The organism is Anoxybacter fermentans, from assembly GCF_003991135.1.
Lineage (GTDB): Bacteria > Bacillota > Halanaerobiia > DY22613 > DY22613 > Anoxybacter > Anoxybacter fermentans.
On record NZ_CP016379.1, the window covers coordinates 1,731,147 to 1,749,858 of the forward strand.

15 protein-coding genes are annotated in these 18,712 nt (G+C 41.0%); all 15 read right to left on the reverse strand.

Annotation, left to right across the window (positions count from 1 at the left end):
* Window positions 1–16: 16 nt before the first annotated feature.
* Window positions 17–1,594: an amidohydrolase gene (locus BBF96_RS07965; RefSeq protein WP_127016645.1), complete on the reverse strand. Its 1,578-nt coding sequence runs from the start codon at window positions 1,592–1,594 to the stop codon at window positions 17–19.
* 485 nt (window positions 1,595–2,079) lie between these two features.
* On the reverse strand, window positions 2,080–2,223 hold the full coding sequence (locus tag BBF96_RS07970; RefSeq protein ID WP_164730958.1) for a hypothetical protein: 144 nt from the start codon (window positions 2,221–2,223) through the stop codon (window positions 2,080–2,082).
* Window positions 2,224–2,639: 416 nt separating this feature from the next.
* A complete protein-coding gene (locus tag BBF96_RS07975; protein ID WP_164730959.1) occupies window positions 2,640–3,623 on the reverse strand; it encodes an Hpt domain-containing protein in 984 nt (327 codons plus the stop codon).
* Window positions 3,624–3,636: 13 nt separating this feature from the next.
* Window positions 3,637–5,946, reverse strand: coding sequence for a chemotaxis protein CheA (locus tag BBF96_RS07980; RefSeq protein WP_236777925.1), 2,310 nt, complete (start codon window positions 5,944–5,946; stop codon window positions 3,637–3,639).
* A gap of 9 nt (window positions 5,947–5,955) precedes the next feature.
* The gene (locus BBF96_RS07985; protein ID WP_127016649.1) at window positions 5,956–6,327 is read right to left on the reverse strand and encodes a response regulator; all 372 of its coding nucleotides are present in this window, start codon (window positions 6,325–6,327) and stop codon (window positions 5,956–5,958) included.
* A gap of 11 nt (window positions 6,328–6,338) precedes the next feature.
* A complete protein-coding gene (locus BBF96_RS07990; protein ID WP_127016650.1) occupies window positions 6,339–7,154 on the reverse strand; it encodes a CheR family methyltransferase in 816 nt (271 codons plus the stop codon).
* A 68-nt stretch (window positions 7,155–7,222) separates the two neighbouring features.
* Window positions 7,223–7,774: a HEAT repeat domain-containing protein gene (locus BBF96_RS07995; RefSeq protein ID WP_127018224.1), complete on the reverse strand. Its 552-nt coding sequence runs from the start codon at window positions 7,772–7,774 to the stop codon at window positions 7,223–7,225.
* A 23-nt stretch (window positions 7,775–7,797) separates the two neighbouring features.
* Window positions 7,798–8,823 carry a protein-glutamate methylesterase/protein-glutamine glutaminase gene (locus tag BBF96_RS08000; protein WP_418655018.1) on the reverse strand — a complete coding sequence of 342 codons (1,026 nt, stop codon included), beginning with the start codon at window positions 8,821–8,823 and terminating at the stop codon, window positions 7,798–7,800.
* A 13-nt stretch (window positions 8,824–8,836) separates the two neighbouring features.
* A complete protein-coding gene (locus BBF96_RS08005) occupies window positions 8,837–10,363 on the reverse strand; it encodes a chemotaxis protein CheW (protein ID WP_127016652.1) in 1,527 nt (508 codons plus the stop codon).
* 13 nt (window positions 10,364–10,376) lie between these two features.
* Entirely contained in the window at window positions 10,377–12,314 is a 1,938-nt protein-coding gene (locus tag BBF96_RS08010; RefSeq protein WP_127016653.1) for a methyl-accepting chemotaxis protein, read from the reverse strand.
* Between the two features lie 534 nt (window positions 12,315–12,848).
* On the reverse strand, window positions 12,849–13,049 hold the full coding sequence (locus BBF96_RS08015) for an HD-GYP domain-containing protein (protein WP_127016654.1): 201 nt from the start codon (window positions 13,047–13,049) through the stop codon (window positions 12,849–12,851).
* Window positions 13,050–13,840: 791 nt separating this feature from the next.
* On the reverse strand, window positions 13,841–15,166 hold the full coding sequence (locus tag BBF96_RS08020; protein WP_127016655.1) for a TldD/PmbA family protein: 1,326 nt from the start codon (window positions 15,164–15,166) through the stop codon (window positions 13,841–13,843).
* Between the two features lie 3 nt (window positions 15,167–15,169).
* Window positions 15,170–16,531: a TldD/PmbA family protein gene (locus BBF96_RS08025; protein WP_127016656.1), complete on the reverse strand. Its 1,362-nt coding sequence runs from the start codon at window positions 16,529–16,531 to the stop codon at window positions 15,170–15,172.
* A gap of 109 nt (window positions 16,532–16,640) precedes the next feature.
* Entirely contained in the window at window positions 16,641–17,843 is a 1,203-nt protein-coding gene (locus BBF96_RS08030) for an ISL3 family transposase (protein ID WP_127016657.1), read from the reverse strand.
* Between the two features lie 381 nt (window positions 17,844–18,224).
* Complete coding sequence (locus tag BBF96_RS08035; RefSeq protein ID WP_127016658.1) at window positions 18,225–18,608, reverse strand: RidA family protein; 384 nt, start codon at window positions 18,606–18,608, stop codon at window positions 18,225–18,227.
* Window positions 18,609–18,712 lie beyond the last annotated feature (104 nt).

Sequence of the window (18,712 nt, forward strand, 5' to 3'; positions counted from 1 at the left end):
CATTTTCACTATCTAACTATTTATTATCCCTCTGATAAACAACTTTTCCATCCATTATGGTCATATCAATCTTAATATCCTTAATCTCATCTAAGGAAATACGATCAATAGGTCGGTCTAATACTACAAGATCAGCAACCTTTCCAACCGTCAAAGAACCCGCATCCCCTTCTTCACCTCCTGCGTAAGCACCGCAGGATGTAAAAAGTTGCAATGCCTGTTCTAAAGATAAAGCTTCCTTAGAATACCAGCCTTCCTCTGGCTTACCGTTAAGATCTTTGCGAGTAACTGCTGAATAGATTCCCAAAAGCGGATTAACCGGTTCTACAGGACAGTCAGAACTTCCAGTCAGTCGGATTCCTTTTTGCCACATTGTTTGCCAGTTATAGGACGTATGAATACGTTCTCCAACCCTGTTCTCTGCCCAGTGTAAATCTGTATTTATAAAGATGGGCTGTATCTCTCCAATAACCCCATATTCCACCATCTGCTCCATAATCTCATCATTCAAAATTTGAGCATGTATCAATCGATGACGTAAATATGGCCTAGGATCTTCTTTTTGAACCTGTCCAATAACCCGCAAAGCCTGGGATGAAGCAGCATCTCCAATTCCATGAATGGCAACAGCAAAATCGGCACTATGGGCATCTTTAACCATCTGATAGAGTTCCTCATCACTGTAAATTAAAATTCCTTTCTCTCCAGGAGCATCACTATAATCTTCTAAGAGAGCAGCAGTCCTGGCTCCCAGAGAACCATCAGCAAAGATTTTAACCGCTCCTATGGTAATCCCATCCAGCTTTGTCCCGGTTTCTAACCCCAATGCTTTAGCTTGATCAAGGTGTTTACTGCGTATATGGAGATGGGTCCTGGGAATCTTACCTTCCTGCCAAAGCTTTCTATAAAGTTCAAAAAGCGGTTCTATATCATCAAATTCAGCCAGGTCATCAGTATGTACAGTAGTAATACCATAGGAAAGAATCGATTGACCTGCTTTAATTAAAGCTTTTTCAACCTCTTTAAGACTCTTTTTAGGTAAACGATCAAATACCAGTTCCATAGCCTTTTCACGGAAAATTCCACTTAACCGTCCTGATTGATCCCGATCTATAGCTCCCCCTTCAGGGACAGGAGTACTCTCATCAATGCCAAGTAATTCTAATGCAAGAGAATTAAGCACAAGTAAATGACCACAGACCCTGCTTAAGACTACCGGATTTTCAGGAGCAACCTTATCTAAGTCATCTCTGGTCGGAAAAATCCCGTTATAACGGTTTTCATCCCACCCTCTCCCAAAGATCCAGGCCCCTTTAGTCTCCGATTGAACACGTTCTTTAACCCGATCTATAAGTTCTGTTATCGAATTACAGTCCCGCAGATTAACAGCCTTAAGCATCAGTCCATAGTTTAACATATGGAGATGGGTATCAAAAAATCCAGGAAGAAGAGTTTTTTCCTCAAGATTTATACCATCTTTACTAGAAATCTTCCCGTTCCCTACCTGAGTAATCCGATTCCCTTTTATCTCTAAATAATCAGCTTCTTTAGTTTGAGGATCCAAAGTTAAAATTCGACCATTGTAAAAAAACATCTCGCCCACCCCTTTAATAAAGGTTAAACTGCAAAAAGCTAATTTTTCGCTTCTTGAGAAATTTTTCGAATCATCTAAAGCTCGATTTCCGCCAAAATAAGGCTTCCTAATCAAAGGGCCCTCCTGGCCCTCAGAACTAGCTCATCACCTCCTATGATGAGGCCTTATTTCGTCGGAAATCTCGCTAAGATGATTTGGCGAAAAATTTTTATGTCGCTCAAAATTAGCTTTTTGCAGTATAATCATTTATATTAGTATTCTACTTAAATTTTAATAACCCTTTATTTTTATCCCTCCCATCGGGAAAGCCAGATTAACCTTAGAAGGATCATGGGGTGAGACAATTCGATTTTCCAGGTAGAGTAAAAAAACAACTAACCAGAGAGCTATCAGATAATACCAACCCAATCTTGCAACAAATTTAACTATATGTAAACAAACCAAAAGCAATGAAATGTAGAATTAGACTAATCTGAAGAAATTTTTTAACCCAAACTGGACAGGAATTGAGTACAGACCAGTGCCAATTCCAGACATAAATCCAGAAAAGATGGAAAAACGGCCATTCCCGCACTCATGGCACTAATAACCGCCAGAGTAATAAAAACCATTTCTAGTACAGTAGGCATACCCCTCGCTGCTAAAATTCCTCCCACATATGCAAAAGGTAGAGAAAAGAGAGTATGCTCAATTTTAATCAATTCAGCAAAGATTTTAATTTTTCTTTACACCTACCTAACCATTCTTTCTTTTTAGTTTATCCCGTCATTTAAAAATTACCAGAACCGCTTTATATCTTTTTTTCTCAGAGTTCTACATAAACACCATATCTTTTCTGACCTAAATGAGCAAAAAAAAATAGGGAAAGTAGCCATTATGGCCTTTTGCATTTATCGCAAGTACCCATTATACCAATCAATAGACTAATCTGCAAATCAAGGTACAGCACTTTGCCACGCCACAGTTTTATTAACATGGAACTGGTTTGCCAAATTATATCTTCTAATCATTTAAGGAACTATAAAAGAATATATCCCCGAGCAAATCAATAGACTCTATCATATTTCTTTTTCATGACCAGCTCAGGTTCAACTCCACCGCACCCGATGTTTTCACCAAATCCTAAAAGTTCCAGAAACTTTTTTCGAAAAGGATGTCGGGGCAGTATAAACTCAACTCCGGTTAGATTGCGAGCCCAAAGGAGCCGGCTCAATCCGGCTGGGCTGAGTTCACATAGATCAGTTAAATCTATAACCACCCGACTGGTATACCTTTCTCTTAAACGTTCTTCTAAAGCCTGCGGGTCCAGGCGCGCACCCACCTCAATGCTCAGCGCCATCTCTTTTTCTTTTTTAATTTCACCACAGAATAGTTCTACTTCCTTAACCTCGGGAATAGCCTGAACGGCTTCCTTTACAATATCCAGGCTCTCTCTGGTAAAAAACCGAACCTTTATTTCTGTGCCCTCAAAACCATATTCCTTGATTTCATCAAATGAAGGTTGGACATCAATAATTCTCACTAGCTCTTCCAGTGACTTTAGCACCACGAAAGCGCGTGCTGCCTTCATACAACAACTATCCTCAAGTTTGATCAAAAGTTCGTTTTCTTTCGAATCTATGAGGGCATTTGTATCATGTCCACCGTAAGTTAAATACTCAAGTCTATTTATCAGGTTCCCCAACTCAAAAATGCCCTCACCCTTTCCACAGGCCTTGTCAGTCAGTCCTTTTAGCGCATCAAGAGCATCTAATAATGTATCGATAATTTCACCGGAGGGGTAAACTCTACTCTTTCTCATACTATCCAGAAGATCTTCCATATGGTGAGCCAGGGTAGTCATTTCTTGAAAGCCAACTGTTGCCGCATTGCCTTTGAGATTATGGGCAATTCTGAAAATGTCATCTAAACAGGTACGGTTGGAGGGGTCCTTTTCCAGGAATACTAGCTTACCTTCCAATTCCTGGAGTTGTTCAGTAGTTTCTTCTAAAAAAACCTCTATATAGGGAAGGGATTCTTCATTAAACATCGTCTCTAACACCTCACTTATTGACATTTGTTTGCTGAAGCTGTCTCCACATGCGGTACGGATCCAACACCAGTAGGATACTCCCATCTCCCAGTATGGCTGCCCCAGCAAAACAGGAATCAGAACCAAAATCTGCTGGAAGAGGTTTAAGCACAATATCCTCTTGACCCAGAAAATCATCTACAGCCAGCGCAAAGCCATTCGTCAAGATCACCAGACACAACTCTTCGTCACCGGTCTCTTTTTTGTCATCGTCAAAAAACTCACCTAAGAAAAACACCGGCACCAACTCGCCGCGAATAACCACAATCCTTTTTCCTTGCATGCTGGCAAGCTCACTAGAATGCACTTTAACCATCTCTCTAACATCTGCTATCGGCAATCCATATTTCCTGCCGTTCTGCACCACCAACAGAACGCGGGAAGTAGCCAAAGTAAGTGGAAGCTCCATTCTCACTCTGGTACCGGCTCCAGGACTCGTTTTTATCTTTATACTCCCTCCCAGACTGCGGACCGCTGCTCTAACCGCATCCATGCCTACCCCTCTACCCGAAACCTCTGTCACTTCTTCTGCCGTGCTGAACCCGGAAACAAAAAGAAACTCAAGTACCTGCTCCTCAGTCAAGGCCCCTGCTTCTTCCGCTGAAATAAGTCCTACCGAAATCGCTTTCTGTCGCACGTGCTCTACATCAATACCACGGCCGTCATCCTCTACCTCCAGTACTATTTTGTTTCCCTCCCTGAGAGCCCGGAGAGTTATTGTACCCTCGGCTCTTTTTCCCCGGTCCAACCTTTCTTCAGGAGGTTCAAGACCATGATCTATGGCATTGCGTACCAGGTGGACCATGGGCTCACCAATCGTCTCCATAACGGTCTTATCAATTTCCGTATCCTCTCCTTCCAACCGCAGTTCCACCTTTTTACCCAACTCCCTGGCCAGGTCACGCACCATCCGTGGGAACTTCTGAAAGATATAGCTGGCCGGAAGAAGTCTCATATTCATCACAGCATCTTGCAATTCACGGACTAACCTATCCAGCCCTGAATGCTGCTCTTTTAGCTCACTGGCTACTTCAGCCAGGCCGTATTCTTCCTCCACTTTCCTTGCTACATAAAGAAAAGCATTACACTTTACCACCAGTTCACCTGCCAGCGCCATCAGGTGGTCTATCTTAGTTTCATCCACCCGGATGCTTTTACTCGAGGTAGCAGGAATAGAAATTTTCATTCCTTCAGGTTTTTTAGGAGCAGGTACAAATGAAGTGCCTTCTTTTGCAACTAAACTCCTGGCCATTTTTTCTGCTGTATCCAGAAGTGAAAAAAGTTCCCTTTGCCATTCAGAATTTGGCTTTTTGAAAATTTCCTCAGCTTTCTTTAGCTCAAGTCTGTTAAAGTACATACCAATCCCCGCCAAAATTCTGGCTACTGAAATACAGTACCGTGAAAAATCTTCCCGACTACACACTTGCCCGAGGTATTCTCTTAACTGAGCTAGAATCAACTGTAAAACTTTCGTTTCCTCTTGATTTAACTGGATATCAAGAGAAAAAGCCGATTTTTCTTCCAACTGGAACGTCTTTTCTTCTTCATTGGAGATCCCTGGGCTGACATCTTCTAATCCAAAGCCAGGCTCACCTGTTTCCAAAAAGGCCGGACAAATAGTCAGACGTAGATCAGTCAAATCTCCTAAAACTTCAGCAAGCATATTTTCCAAAGCATCTGTGCTTAAATCAGAGCCAAGGTAAAAATGCATGGATAAGAAAGAGGGCATCTCAGTCTCTGAATCAACATCGTTTACCACAACGCGAATTACCTCTCCGCAGGAAGCCAGCTTTTCATAAATCGCTAGCAGATCAGGTGATTCAGCCGAAGCCTTCATCTCCAGGCTCACTTCATAAACACGCTTCCCAATTTCCATTTGATTAGCTGTTTCTGATATATGGGAAACATTGGTATGAGTGGTTTTGTGAAACAACTCTCCCAACTGCTCAATCTTTTTCCGACATGCTTCTTCGTCCACCTGTAGCCCCCCTTCTGCTTCTGCTTTTTCCACGACCTCCAGCAAAAACTCAAGAGTACTGATGACAATTTCGGCAAGCTGTTCCGATGCGGCAATCTCCCCTGTTTTTACCAGGTTTAGAACTCCCAACAGCCGTTCTGCCAATTCATTTAGTACCCCATATCCTTTGGTAATTTCTCCTAGAACTTTTATTTTTTCTAAAAGTTGCTCTAATGCCTGGCTGTCGGGATTATGAACCAGGGAAAGAGCTAAAAATCCAGTTTTGTCAAGAACTTCTTTGATTTTTTCTAAAATCTTATTCATCTTCACTTATTACCTCACTCCAGTAATAATCTTAGTTAGAAAAAGAAGCTTTTCTGGCTTTACTGGCTTTACTAAAAAGAGGTTAGCCCCAGCCCGGTAGCCTTGCAGACGGTCGCTGTCCTTTGCTTCCGTTGAGATGATTACCACCGGAACCCTAACTCCTCTTTCATCCTCTCTAAGCTGCCGCACCAGTTCGTAGCCGGACATCTTGGGCATGTTTATATCCACAATGAAAAGGTCATAATCGAACTTTACCGCCTTTTCCAATGCTTCGTAACCGTTGGCTGCATGATCTACAGTAAAACCGGCTTTGCTTAAGATTGAAGTGTAATAACTACAAACTGTAGACGAATCATCTGCCACCAGTACCCGTACGGACATTCTCCTTCACCTCACTTCTGATATATAATTGCATTCTTAAATTTCCTTAACCTAAAGATAGGAGTAATGCGACTCATGGATTCTGAGTGCCCTAGAAAGATGAAACCGCCTTTCCTCAGGGCTTCATAAAAGTAAAGGGCCACTTCTCTGCGCGAAGCATCGTCAAAGTAGATGAGAACATTGCGGCAGAAAATAACATCAAAGTCCGCCATCTTCCGCATATTTTCCCGATCTAGAAGGTTAAGCTGATAAAAGAATATCCGGCGGCGCAATTCGGAACATACCTCGAAATGTTCCCCTACCCGGTTAAAATAACGGGCAAGGTAAACCTCTGGAACATCTTTGATGGCACGTTTACCGTAAAGTCCTTTTTTTGCTTGTACCAGCACATCAGTATTTAAATCTGTAGCGTGAATTTCCCAGGTAACAGGCAACCCCCTGGTCATTTCTAGCATGATGATGGCTAAAGTGTAAGCTTCTTCTCCCGTGGAACAACCGGCAGACCAGATGCGCATTTTTTTAGGATTCTGGCCGTTTTTGCTTCTTAGAATTTCGGGGATTACTTCTTCAGCAAAACAACGTAATTGCTGATATTCACGAAAAAAGTAAGTCTCGTTGACAGTCAGGGCATTGAGAAGTTCCTGCAGCTCACGGCCAGAGGTATCAAACCGCATCCAGGCAAAATAGGCGCGGAAGCTATCCACGCCAATGGCACGCATGCGTGCTTCCACACGCTTTTCTACATAGTAAAGTTTCTTTTTATCAAAGTAAATACCAGTCTTACGGTAAATATAATCCCGTAATTTAATGAATTCTTCTATGGTCAATTCTACCCCTCCTCCATCAATATCGCGTGGAAAGCTTCCGGCGCGGAAAAAATAAGTTTTCGATTCATCTATATCTCCATCTTCTTCAATGCAACCTCAACCGCATATTCTAAAAAAGGGTCAGAAAAACGTTCTGCCGCTTTCCGAACTGTTTCCCGATCCTCGTCACACAACCCCATTTCACCCAGATATTCCACTGCCGTAGCTACCACGTTGATATTTTCATCCACTTCCACAACCCGTCGCAAAAGTTCCACGGCTTCCCTGGCCTTTAATTCCCCCAGAACATTCACAGCAAAAAGTCGCATATCTGGGTCAGGGTCCTGCAACAACTCCTTGACCACGCCCAGCGATGTATGTTGTAGCAACTGCAGTACCTCTATCGCTGAATTTCTCAGATAGGCATCCTCGCTGCGCAAAAGCTCAGTACACCACCTTACTACAGCTTCTGTCCCAATAGCAATAAGAGCACTCACAATGGCCTCCTGCACCGGGCGGCTTTCCTCTTCTACCAGTCTCGTTACCAGATACTCCACGACATCATCCTGGGGAAAGTTAGAAAGCTCCAAGGCTGCATAGCATCTCTCTTTCTCTTCCGGGTGAGTGGATAGAATATCCATGAACTTCTTGACCCGGCTTGCTTTCAATCTTTCTTCACCCCTTTAATGATTTGCTCGGCAATGCAATAAGACGGAACTATAACCTCAGCTCCACCCCTTATGTAAGCCTCTCTGGGCATACCCCAGACCACCGCCGTTTCTTCCGCTTCAGCAATAGTATAGCCGCCCTGCTTTCGTATTTTTACCATCATATCCGCTCCATCGTCACCCATTCCAGTAAGAAGCACTCCTATAATATTACGGGGAGACACTTTTTCTAAAACCGACTGCATGGTTACGTTAACTGAGGGAACATATAAAACATTTGCCGGCTGCCGGCTAAGTCTGGCCACCAGCCTACCACTAGCATTTTTTTCTATTTTTAAATGATAACCCCCTCTGGCCACCAAAACCTTTCCCGGAGTTAACTCGTCGCCGTCAGATGCCTCTTTGACAGCCATCTGGCAAGACTGGTCTAGACGCTGGGCAAAAGATGCCGTAAAGTTTTCCGGCATGTGCTGTACTACCAACACAACTGCCGGGAGATCCTTCGGTAGATAGGGCAAAATATCCATAAGGGTACGGGGACCACCGGTCGATACTCCAATGACTACTACTTTCAACGAATACTGCCTGGTACCAGAACTGAACCGGGAAGAAAGCGGTCGCTGGTTCAAAACGCGTACCCTTTCTAGTCGGCGCGGTCTTAACCTGGCCCGTGCCGCTGCTTTTACCTTCGCTATGATCTCTTCTTTAAGTTGTCTTATGCCAAGGGAAACCGTCCCTCCAGGTTTACCCACAAAGTCCACCGCACCTAACTCTAAAGCTTCCAGTGTAGTAAAGGCACCTTCCTGAGTGAGAGAAGAAACCATAATCACTGAACAGGGTGCCTTAAGAAGGATATACTGAAGAGCAGTAAGACCATCCATCCCAGGCATATTCACGTCCATGGTAACCACGTCAGGTCTTAGCTCCAGTGCCTTTGTCACTGCCTCCTCACCATTTCGAGCAGTACCCACTACCTCAATTTGGTAATCAGAAGAAAGCATTTCCTTAAGGATTCTTCTCATAAAAGCAGAATCGTCAGCTATTAGTACCCGTATCTTCTTCGAGTTCCACACTCTGCCCAAAATCCATCAGTTCCTCCTTTTCTTTAAACGATAGTACCTCCTTAACGTCCAGTACGATGATCAGCCGCTCACCTTCTTTGACTTTAGCTATTCCCCTAACAAAACGGCTGTCTACCGAATTGGTTAAAAGCTCCGGAGCTGATTCGATGACCTGACGGGAAACCTTTAGCACTTCCCGTACCGAGTCAACAACAAGGCCGGTTAATAGCCCATTTATCTCTACTACAACGATCCTTGTATACTCGTCTCTAGATTTTTCTTCCATCCCAAATCTTTTTCTGAGATCAATTATAGGAATTATGGTTCCACGGAGATTAATTACCCCTTCTACAAACTGCGGAGCTTTGGGAACGGCCACTATTTCCGGAACCCTGATAATCTCCCGAACATCAGCAATGCCGGCCGCAAATTCTTCTTCGCCCAGCTTGAAAATCACTAGCTGTTCTTCCTGCTCACTAGTACTGACCGCTTCTTCTGCACTCTCCAACACTTCACCCGCTTTTAGAAGGTCATTTAAGACAAGCAAACCCGCCGGATTAAGTATGTATACCAGTCGCTTACCTTCTGCTATTTTGCACACCCCACTTATTCCTTCGCCACTCCCGGTCCGCAGCAGAACCGGTACGGGATCAATAATTGCCTTAGGGATGCGGAGCACCTCCGTTACAGCATCGACTATAAGACCCACTGCAGCTTTCCTTTTTTGCTGATCGTAAAGGTTCACCACTACTATGCGTGTTCGTTCATTCATTTCATTATCTCCCAGTTGAAAAAGGGTTCGTAAACTGACCACCGGTAGAACCTGGTTCCGCAAAGCTACAATTCCGACAAGATAAGGGGGAGCATCAGGTACCCGGTTGATAGTCTCCGGTAGGTGGACAATTTCCTGCACCATTCCTACATCAATTCCATATTCTTCCCCTCCGAGTCGAAAGGTAACTAGTTGGACTTTTTCTTCCTCTTTTTCTTCCTCTTTTTTTTGTTCCTCTGATCGGACAAACTCCTGAGATTCAACAGCATCCATAACCTGGTCCTTGCTTTCTCCGATCTTCATAAAATGGTCCACATCTATTATCATCATCAGGCGCTCGCCTCCTGCCAGCCTGGCTATGCCCCTGAGAAACTCTGCCCTGGCTTCTCCTTCCTTGACCTCTTCAATTTCGTCAGCTACTATGTTTACAACCTCAGATACTCTGTCCACAATAAAACCCAATCGCTTGTAACCGTCATCCAGGACTATAACTCTACTGGTTTCGCTTAAGGGTTTCTTTTCCAAACCAAGCTTGACACTAGTATTCACTACGGTAAGTATATTTCCTCGCAGGTTAGCAAGCCCCTCCAGATAAGGTGGTGTCCGGGGAATCTTTACCATCCCCGGAACCCGAATTATCTCCTGAACATATTCTATTTCTACACCATAAGCTTCACTACCTACATAAAAGACAACATATTGCCCACTAGCTCTTTTGTGATGTTGCACAAACCATCACCCCCTAAAGCTGCTGCAACTCGTCTGCCAGCGCAGCTATTTCTTCAATAGCTCCGGAGAGTTCTTCCATTCCCTGAGCCTGCTGCCTGCTGGCATTTGCTGCCTGTTCGGAGGCTGAGGCTGCTTCCTGAGCTGTCTGGGCAATTTGCTCTACGCTCTTTCTAACCTGTTCGGCAGCAATTGCCACCTCTGCCGCATTCTCCATTAATCCCCTGGTACTGTCTAAAGCCACCTTTATGTCCGCTTCGATGCGTACTAAGTCTTGAGTGGTCTTTTTCGCTTTTTCTACTTCCTCACTTATTGTCTCTCCTATCTCTTCAATGTCCTTTAATACTATGCTAACCTGTCCCTGGATACCCTTTACCAGTTCCTTGATCTGGTCAGCATTACGGGCGCTATCCTGGGCCAGGCTTCGAATATCAGAAGCAACCACAGCAAACCCTTTGCCATACTCTCCGGCCCGGGCCGCCTCAATGGCTCCACTGACTGCCAGCATATTGGTTTGAATACCTACAGTAACAATTGTCTCCACTATCTTGTCTATCTGTTTTGCTTTCTCCTCTAAAGCTTTGACCTTCTTGACATTTTCAATATTAGCCTTCATAGCCTCGGAAATCCCTTTGATCAGCTCATCTACACTAACTTTATTGCGGGCCTGAACATCAGACAGTTTTTCCCATTTCTCCAGGGCAACCTTCGCCAGTTCATCAATGAGCTTAGCCTTATCTTCTGCCTGTTCAGCGGCACCGGCACACTCTTCTGCCGCCCTGGCCTGAGTTTGAGCTCCCTTAGAAATTTGGTTCAGGGCTGCCATGATCTCCTGGGCAGAGCGGGTAGATTCCTCAATCGCTGCCGAAAGCTCCTCTGCTACAGCAGCCAGGCCTTCTGACGATTTAGAAACATCGGTGGATATCCTGAGATCTTCGCCCATTTCAGCCAGCTCGCTTGCCGCAGTAGCAATATCGTTTAGAGCTCTGGTCTGTTGCTCCACAGCTTTTAACGCTTCCTCCACTGCGCTGGCCTGTTCTTCTGCTGTCTTAGCAATTTCACCTGCCCTCTGTTGGAAGATTTGGGCGCTATGTACAGATTCCTTGGAAGCATCATAAGCCTGTCTTACTGCCTCCATCACATCTTCTATAGCACCTGCGGCTTCTTTTAGCTCGTTGGTAATGATTCTACCTTTTTCCACTTCCTGCCGTGCATTTGCAGCAACCTGGTTAATGGCATCGGCCACCACTTTAACATCCTGCTGGATAGCCTCGATAAGTTCGCGAATGTCGTTAGCTGCCTTCTCTGATGTCTCCGCTAAAGTTCTCACCTCATCCGCCACAACAGCAAACCCCTTGCCATGATCACCGGCCCGGGCCGCCTCAATGGCTGCATTAAGAGCCAGAAGGTTGGTCTGGTCAGCAATATTAACAACGGTTCGCACAATATCTCCAATGTTTTCTGCCTGCTTCTCTAGTTCGGCTACCAACCTGGCTGAACTTTCATTTCTCTCACTGGCTAAATTAACGCCATCTATGAGTTTTTCAATGTCAGAATTTACTTCCTTAAGCAAAAGCTGAACAGCCTTTGTCCGCTCTGAGACCTCAGAAGTCTTTTCTCCTGCTTCCTGGGCACCTTTAGTCGCTTGCTCAGCGGCTGCCAGTGACTCCTGGGTGGCACTGCTGGCCTCTTCGGCCCCACTGGCTATCTGCTCCATGGCTGACTCTAGTTCCTCTACTGCTCCAGAGGCTTCTTCTACTCCGGCAGAAAGCTCTTCGGTAGCTGCAGCAATATGCTCGGCTATCTGCCGCTGCTTGGCAAATGTCCTGGCCTTTCTACGCTGAGTTTCTAACTTCTTTTTCTCAGCCTTCTTCAACTCAAAAGCTGCTTTGCCCTCGTTCTTCTGCTCCTTTGCCCTTGCCGGTAGTGGTGCTAACTTCCTCTCCTCAACCATTAAACAATACCTCCTTAAAATTTAAATTTTTAAAAATCCATCATAACTTTACTTTTTTATATATTAGGGAATTTCATAATTTTACTGCAAAAAGCTAATTTTTAGCTTCAAGAAAAATTTTTCAAACCATCTAAAGTTCGATTTCAGTCGAAATAAGGCACACTAATCAATGGGCCCTCTTGGTCTTTGATTAGCTCATCACTTTCTGTGATGAGGCCTTATTTCGATTGAAATCTCACTAAAATGGTTAAACGAAAAATTTCTATATCGCTCAAAATTAGCTTTTTGCAGTTTGATCATTTCATAATTTAATTAAATTTTTTAAACATCGTGAATGAACATATCGTATATTTTAAATATTTTAAAAGCAATCTATAGTTTAACTAATTATGAAATTCTCCTATATACAAAAAACTCTTCTTGTTTTAAACTACCGGCATGCATCGATTTTATTTCCCATATGCTGTAAAATACCTCGAACATTGCCGGATCAAACTGTCCTTTGCCTTTTGCCATAATCTCTAAAGCTCTATCTCATTCAACCGGTCTGCAATAGAATCTATAGCCAGTTAACGCCTCAAAGGTATCAGCAACGGCAATCATTCTGGCTACTAAAGGTATCCCCACTCCTGCCAGGCCGCACAAATATCCACCCCTGTCAAACCTCTCATGATAATACAGGGCACCCATTGCAATTTCTTTTGCAAATCCTGAGTTTTTTAGTAATATTCTCAAAATACTTCTATTTTTCTCAACATTTACTAATAGATTTTGTCACCTCCTCTACAAAACAAAAGCAGACACAGATGGTAATTTAAAAAACAAAAAGATACCATCTGTCCCTGCTATATTTTTTGTTAAAGTATAGAAAATGTTGAAAAACAAAGAAAAACACAAGTATATGTAAAATATTGGCATTATTTAAAACTCCTACCCCCCCCCCCCCCCCCGAACACTAGTTCGCACAACTTTCCATTCAAAATACCCGTAAGATTTAAATTTTTATGTATAAGTTTTTGATACACTTTTTTGGATACATTCATAATCTACAGTCCTTTCATAGGGGGATTACAGGAGGTTTTTTTTGAAATATTTTTCCTTACTAAATAGGAAAATTTAAGGAGGTTTTTTAAGATATTTTCTTCAATGATATTTCGACATTTTCCCTTAATTTCCTTCCTTAATCTAAAAACTTATATCGAAAAAATAAATGGACAAAAAAATAAAAATTATGGGCGAACCTTTTCTACGTATAAATCAAAATTCAAATACCTAAACTATGAATATTTCTTAATATTTTAATTATATACTAATTTTTATGTTTTTTCTATAATTATTAATTTAGGATAATTATAATCAAATAGCTAATCAATCAGATCAAATAAATTGTAATTATACAGAAACTACAACCATTAATTTGTTTACTAATTTTCCTTGTATTAACTCTCTAATATATTAAAAACAAAAATAAAACAAGGCCCTTTACTCTTTTTTAGAAATAAAGGGCCAGCTGATATTTTCGTTTTTTATTTTTCACTACCTGCAACCGTTAATTCTGGAACCAAAATTGCAGGAGTATAACCAAAACCGTAGAAGACAGCCTGAGTAGCCTGAAGTTTTTGACCAACCATTGTAACCCGCTTAAAAAGATCATAAATATTACCAGAAACCATAGCATCCATAACTTTACCTTTAATCTCTCCATTTTCAACAAGAAAACCGCTGCCAATATTAAGGCCAAACTCTCCAGCCAGAATATTACCAGTATGACCACCCATAACCTGATTAACAATAATTCCCTTTTTGATAGTTTTCACCATCTGATCAAAGGTGCTTTCACCTGGCAAAAGTATAAAATTAGAAACATAAGTTGCTGGCTGTTGATCAATCCCTTTATCAAAAAGAGTCTTTTTAAATCCATTGCCTGTACTGATTGTACCATATCGAGCCGCAGAATCCAGATCAAAGAGATAACTTTTCAAAATTCCGTTCTCTACCACCGATGTACGCCTTGCTACACTACCTTCATCATCATATGGCGTAGTACCCAACCCCCAGGGATAAGTGGGATCATCTACTATGTTAATTAGTGGACTAAAAATTTCTTCACCTAAACGATCCTTAAGGGGAGTTATACCTTTATTTACCGCCATACCGTTAACTCCGGCAAAAACCCGATACAATAAAGGCCACATAGCACCCGGATTAAAGATAATGTCCATCTTCCCAGTTTTGACCTTAAACTTCTTTTTACCAAGTTGATGATAATAGACAAACCTTTCTAATCTAGACCGGTCAAATACGAAATGCTTACTATAAATATCAAAATCACTAAATTCCCCAAAACCATCTTCTCCTCGACTGGTAATGGAAATTGTGAAATTAGTTCTTTCATAATTAATATCGAGACCAGATGAGTTAAGTATCTTTACTTTCTGAATATTTTTACTTAAGACTAAATCACATTTAATAGTTGAATCTATTTCCAGGATTGTATTTAGCATGCTCTGACCCTGTTCTATCATCTCTTCTGCAGTCAGATTAGCAACTTTCGGATCATAACATTGAACCTCTGAACCTTTTTCATTGGGAAATTTAATCTCTGTTTTATCACCATAACGGGCTGACAGTAGGGCACGGTTAATTAAATCTTCCCGATCTAAGTCTGTTGCAGTAGCAATTCCAAGACGACTTTCTTTATCAATCACTCTAAGACAGACACCCCGAATTTTTTTTCCGTTAATCCGGGTTATTTGATTACTATTAAACTTAATGGGTAAAGTTTCTTCTTCAACCCAATAAACTTCTGCCTGTTTAGTTTTAGTAAGTGCATCTTTTAATAATTTTTCCATAATTTACTTACCTCCTACGGTAATGTTATCAATTTTAATATGGGGTGCACCCTTTCCTGATTTAATTAAAATTTGCCCTGCCTTACCACATCCTCCTGAACGTGAAAACTTAAGATCATCACCAATAGCGCTGATATTAGCCAGAGTCTCAAAAAGATTACAGTTGACTACAATATCCCGTATCATCTCTGCAATTTTACCATCACGAATGCGATAACCATACTGAACAGCCAAAGTGAACATATTTCCAGAAGTCTGACCGCCAGCAGCACCAACCAGATAAAGCCCATCTTTTATTGAACCAATCATTTCTTCAAATGGGGTATCACCTTTGTCAATATAAATATTGGACATCCGTACTACTGGAGCAAAAGTAAAATCTTTTGCCCTACTATTACCTGAAAGTTCCTCTCCCATCTTACCAGCAGTTTCCCGCGAATGAAGTCTTCCCGTCAAAATTCCATTTTTAATTAGATAAGTCTTTTTAGCTTTTACTCCATCATCATCATACACAATAGAGCCTGGATGGCCTGGTAGACTACCATCATCAATAACATTCAAGATCGGCTTACCAAAGACCCGTCCCAGTTTCATGGTCTCTCTTAATGCATCATTATCAGCAACACCATCTGCTTCACTTAGATGCCCGAAAGCTTCATGGATAAAGACACCTGCTGCATCCGGATCCATTATTACTGTGTAGTTTCCGGCATTTACAGGTTCGGCATCTAAAAGAGCCAGGGCTTTTTCAGCAGCCTTTAAAACCTCTTCTTCTTTATCAAGAAGCAGACTAAAATCATCACTACCACCTAAGGCTACAATAGTCCTCTGTGTATCACGACCCCTTCTAGCAAAAATTACCATTCTCAAACCACAGATCAACTCTTCCTGATCAATATAAGTTCCTTCATTATTTGCAAAAAATTTCTGGCTAGCCTGCTCATAATAACTGACCTGGGTTGTGGCAATTCCCTTAAGGTTCAATACCAATTGGTTATACTTATTTAATAGTTCGCGTTTCTCTTCTAAAGAAATTTGCCGTGGATCCATTTTTGGAGTAACGCGTACCTTATCTTCTACTACAGGAGCCTGAGCCAGTTGATAAATCTCCTTTCGATATTGACCTGCCACTTTGGCCCGATTAAAAGCAGTCTGTACAGCCTCTTTAGTCTGATTTAAATCATTAAAGGAAAAATGACCCCACCCGCCCCGGTAAAATCCCCGGGCATGTCCTCCTTCTTTTCTGCTGATAGAAATATCCTTCAACTGCTGGCCCTGATATTCAATACCAACAATCTGTAGCTTTTCATAGCGGATATCCTGGTATCCTTCATCAGTAAAACCTGCCCTTAATATTCCCTTCATCTAAAACTCCCTCCTTTTAAAATTTAAAGGCTCTCCGTCAAATGTTGTGAAAGATAAGTTGGCTCCGTTGAATTGATTGGTAAATTGATTTTGAAATAAACATTTAAATTTAATAACTTAACATTGCATTAAATACTCTTCTCCTTAGATTCATAACATTTGGAACACCATATCCAATCCTTTTGATCAATTTAATCTTGTTATTGATACCCTCAGCAAAGCCATTGGTTATCTTAGTCTTAAAATAATTTAGTATTTTTTCTTCCCATCTTTGTATTATCTTTTTTACCTGGTAAAAAGGCATCAGCTTGCTTTTTATTACTTCTTTATACCACCTTTTTAGAGCTCTGGTGGCTTCTTTCACATCATCTAGCTGCAATAGGTCTCTGAATTCCTCTTTTAATTCCCAGGCCTTTTCTAGAGCTGGACTGAGTTCAAATAATTTGATGAGCTTTTCATGTTCTTCATCTGTCAATTCTTCAGCTCGTTTTTGGAGTAATAAACGACTTTGAAAAAACTTTCTTCTCTGATGATTATTTACTGTTTGTTGAACTTGTTTTCTAACTTCATCAAGGGCTCTGTTCATTAAAGTTACAAGATGAAATTTATCTATAACAATTTTTGCATGAGTAAATGCTGCATCTGCTACTGCTTTGAACGGCCGCCACATATCCATAGAGATCGATTGAATCTGTCGTCTTTGTTCATCTTCCCAACAATTAAAGTAGTCAATTAAATCATCCTTTTTGCGAGTAGGTAAAATGTCAATTAACTCCCGATTAATTGGATCTGTAATGCTAACTCCATATTTATGGCGTTTTAAAACTGCAAATTCATCGATATTGATGGCTTTTAATTGACTAAGTTTTGAAACTTGTTGTTTAATGAGAGGGTCAACTACTTTTTTAACTGCATTATTAACAGCTGTATAACTTAACCCGTTTTCTCTAGCAACTTTAGAATAATCCTTGCTGACAGTTTCTTTAGCAAGATATTTATCAAAGCGTTTGGTTTTACGGGCATATTTATCAATACTTTCATATTTTTCAGGGATACCCCTCTTATGACAATAAGGACAACGATATCTTTTTTTTAGAAGTCTAATGATTACTAGTTTACCTCTTATGGGGATGTCTCTAATATTTTGCCATTTTGTATCATGGATTTTATTAGTGATATTACCACACTGAGGACACACAATGTGATTTTTCTTTGCTTCAGCGATAAAAATATATCTGTCCTCCGTTGAAATAATTTCAGTTGCAATAATGTCTGGCAAATCAAGAAATTTTATGATATTATTATATTGCATTTGCTGGACTCCTTTCTTTGGTTTTTAGTTCGCAACTAATTAATTCAACGGAGCCAGCAAATGCCTTTTTATTTTTTATAATTTTTTCTTCACAACATTAATTATAGACCCAATTTAAATTAATGATTTTACTGCAAAAAGTAATTTTTCGCTTTAAAAGAAATTTTTCAAACCATCTAAAGTTCGACTGAAATCTCACTAAAATAGTTAAACAAAAAATTTCTATGGCGTTCAAAATTAGCTTTTTGCAGTTTAATCATTAATTAATTTTACTAACAATTATCAGATTCGCCATTAGTTTAAAAAATCCTTCGTAATGCGAAATTCTTTTTTTAAAAAAAGGGGAGATTTTCAAAAATATCTCCCCTGAATGCCTGCACTTTAATCTATAACTGCAATGGCCTCAATCTCGACTAATACATCTTTAGGTAAGCGGGCAACTTCTACACAGGCCCGTGCAGGATATGGTTCATCGAAGAATTCGGCATAAACTTCATTGATTTTAGGAAAATCATCCATATTTTTAATATAAACAGTACATTTAACAACCTGAGACATATTAGCACCAGCTTCTTCAAGAATATTTTTTATATTCTCCAAAGCCTGACGGGTCTGTTCCTGAACATCATTACTAACCAGTTCGCCCTTTGCGTTAAATGGAATCTGACCACTGGTAAAGACCATATTACCGACCTTAATAGCCTGGGAATATGGACCAATAGCTGCAGGTGCTTGATTACAGTTGACTTTAATTTTTTTACCCATCTTTTTATCTCTCCTTTTAATATTTTTTTATTAACTATATAGTTATACTGCAAAAAGCTAATTTTTCACTTCTTGAGAAATTTTTCGAATCATCTAAAGCTCAA

Bases quoted from the DNA above. Each gene is read 5' to 3' on its own strand.
- BBF96_RS07985 (WP_127016649.1), bottom strand. From the start codon at position 6,327: ATGTCCGTACGGGTACTGGTGGCAGATGATTCGTCTACAGTTTGTAGT.
- BBF96_RS07965 (WP_127016645.1), bottom strand. From the start codon at position 1,594: ATGTTTTTTTACAATGGTCGAATTTTAACTTTGGATCCTCAAACTAAA.
- BBF96_RS07995 (WP_127018224.1), bottom strand. From the start codon at position 7,774: ATGGATATTCTATCCACTCACCCGGAAGAGAAAGAGAGATGCTATGCA.
- BBF96_RS07975 (WP_164730959.1), bottom strand. From the start codon at position 3,623: ATGTTTAATGAAGAATCCCTTCCCTATATAGAGGTTTTTTTAGAAGAA.
- BBF96_RS08035 (WP_127016658.1), bottom strand. From the start codon at position 18,608: ATGGGTAAAAAAATTAAAGTCAACTGTAATCAAGCACCTGCAGCTATT.
- BBF96_RS08025 (WP_127016656.1), bottom strand. From the start codon at position 16,531: ATGAAGGGAATATTAAGGGCAGGTTTTACTGATGAAGGATACCAGGAT.
- BBF96_RS07970 (WP_164730958.1), bottom strand. From the start codon at position 2,223: ATGCCTACTGTACTAGAAATGGTTTTTATTACTCTGGCGGTTATTAGT.
- BBF96_RS08030 (WP_127016657.1), bottom strand. From the start codon at position 17,843: ATGCAATATAATAATATCATAAAATTTCTTGATTTGCCAGACATTATT.
- BBF96_RS08020 (WP_127016655.1), bottom strand. From the start codon at position 15,166: ATGGAAAAATTATTAAAAGATGCACTTACTAAAACTAAACAGGCAGAA.
- BBF96_RS07980 (WP_236777925.1), bottom strand. From the start codon at position 5,946: ATGAATAAGATTTTAGAAAAAATCAAAGAAGTTCTTGACAAAACTGGA.
- BBF96_RS08010 (WP_127016653.1), bottom strand. From the start codon at position 12,314: ATGGTTGAGGAGAGGAAGTTAGCACCACTACCGGCAAGGGCAAAGGAG.
- BBF96_RS08000 (WP_418655018.1), bottom strand. From the start codon at position 8,823: ATGAGAAGAATCCTTAAGGAAATGCTTTCTTCTGATTACCAAATTGAG.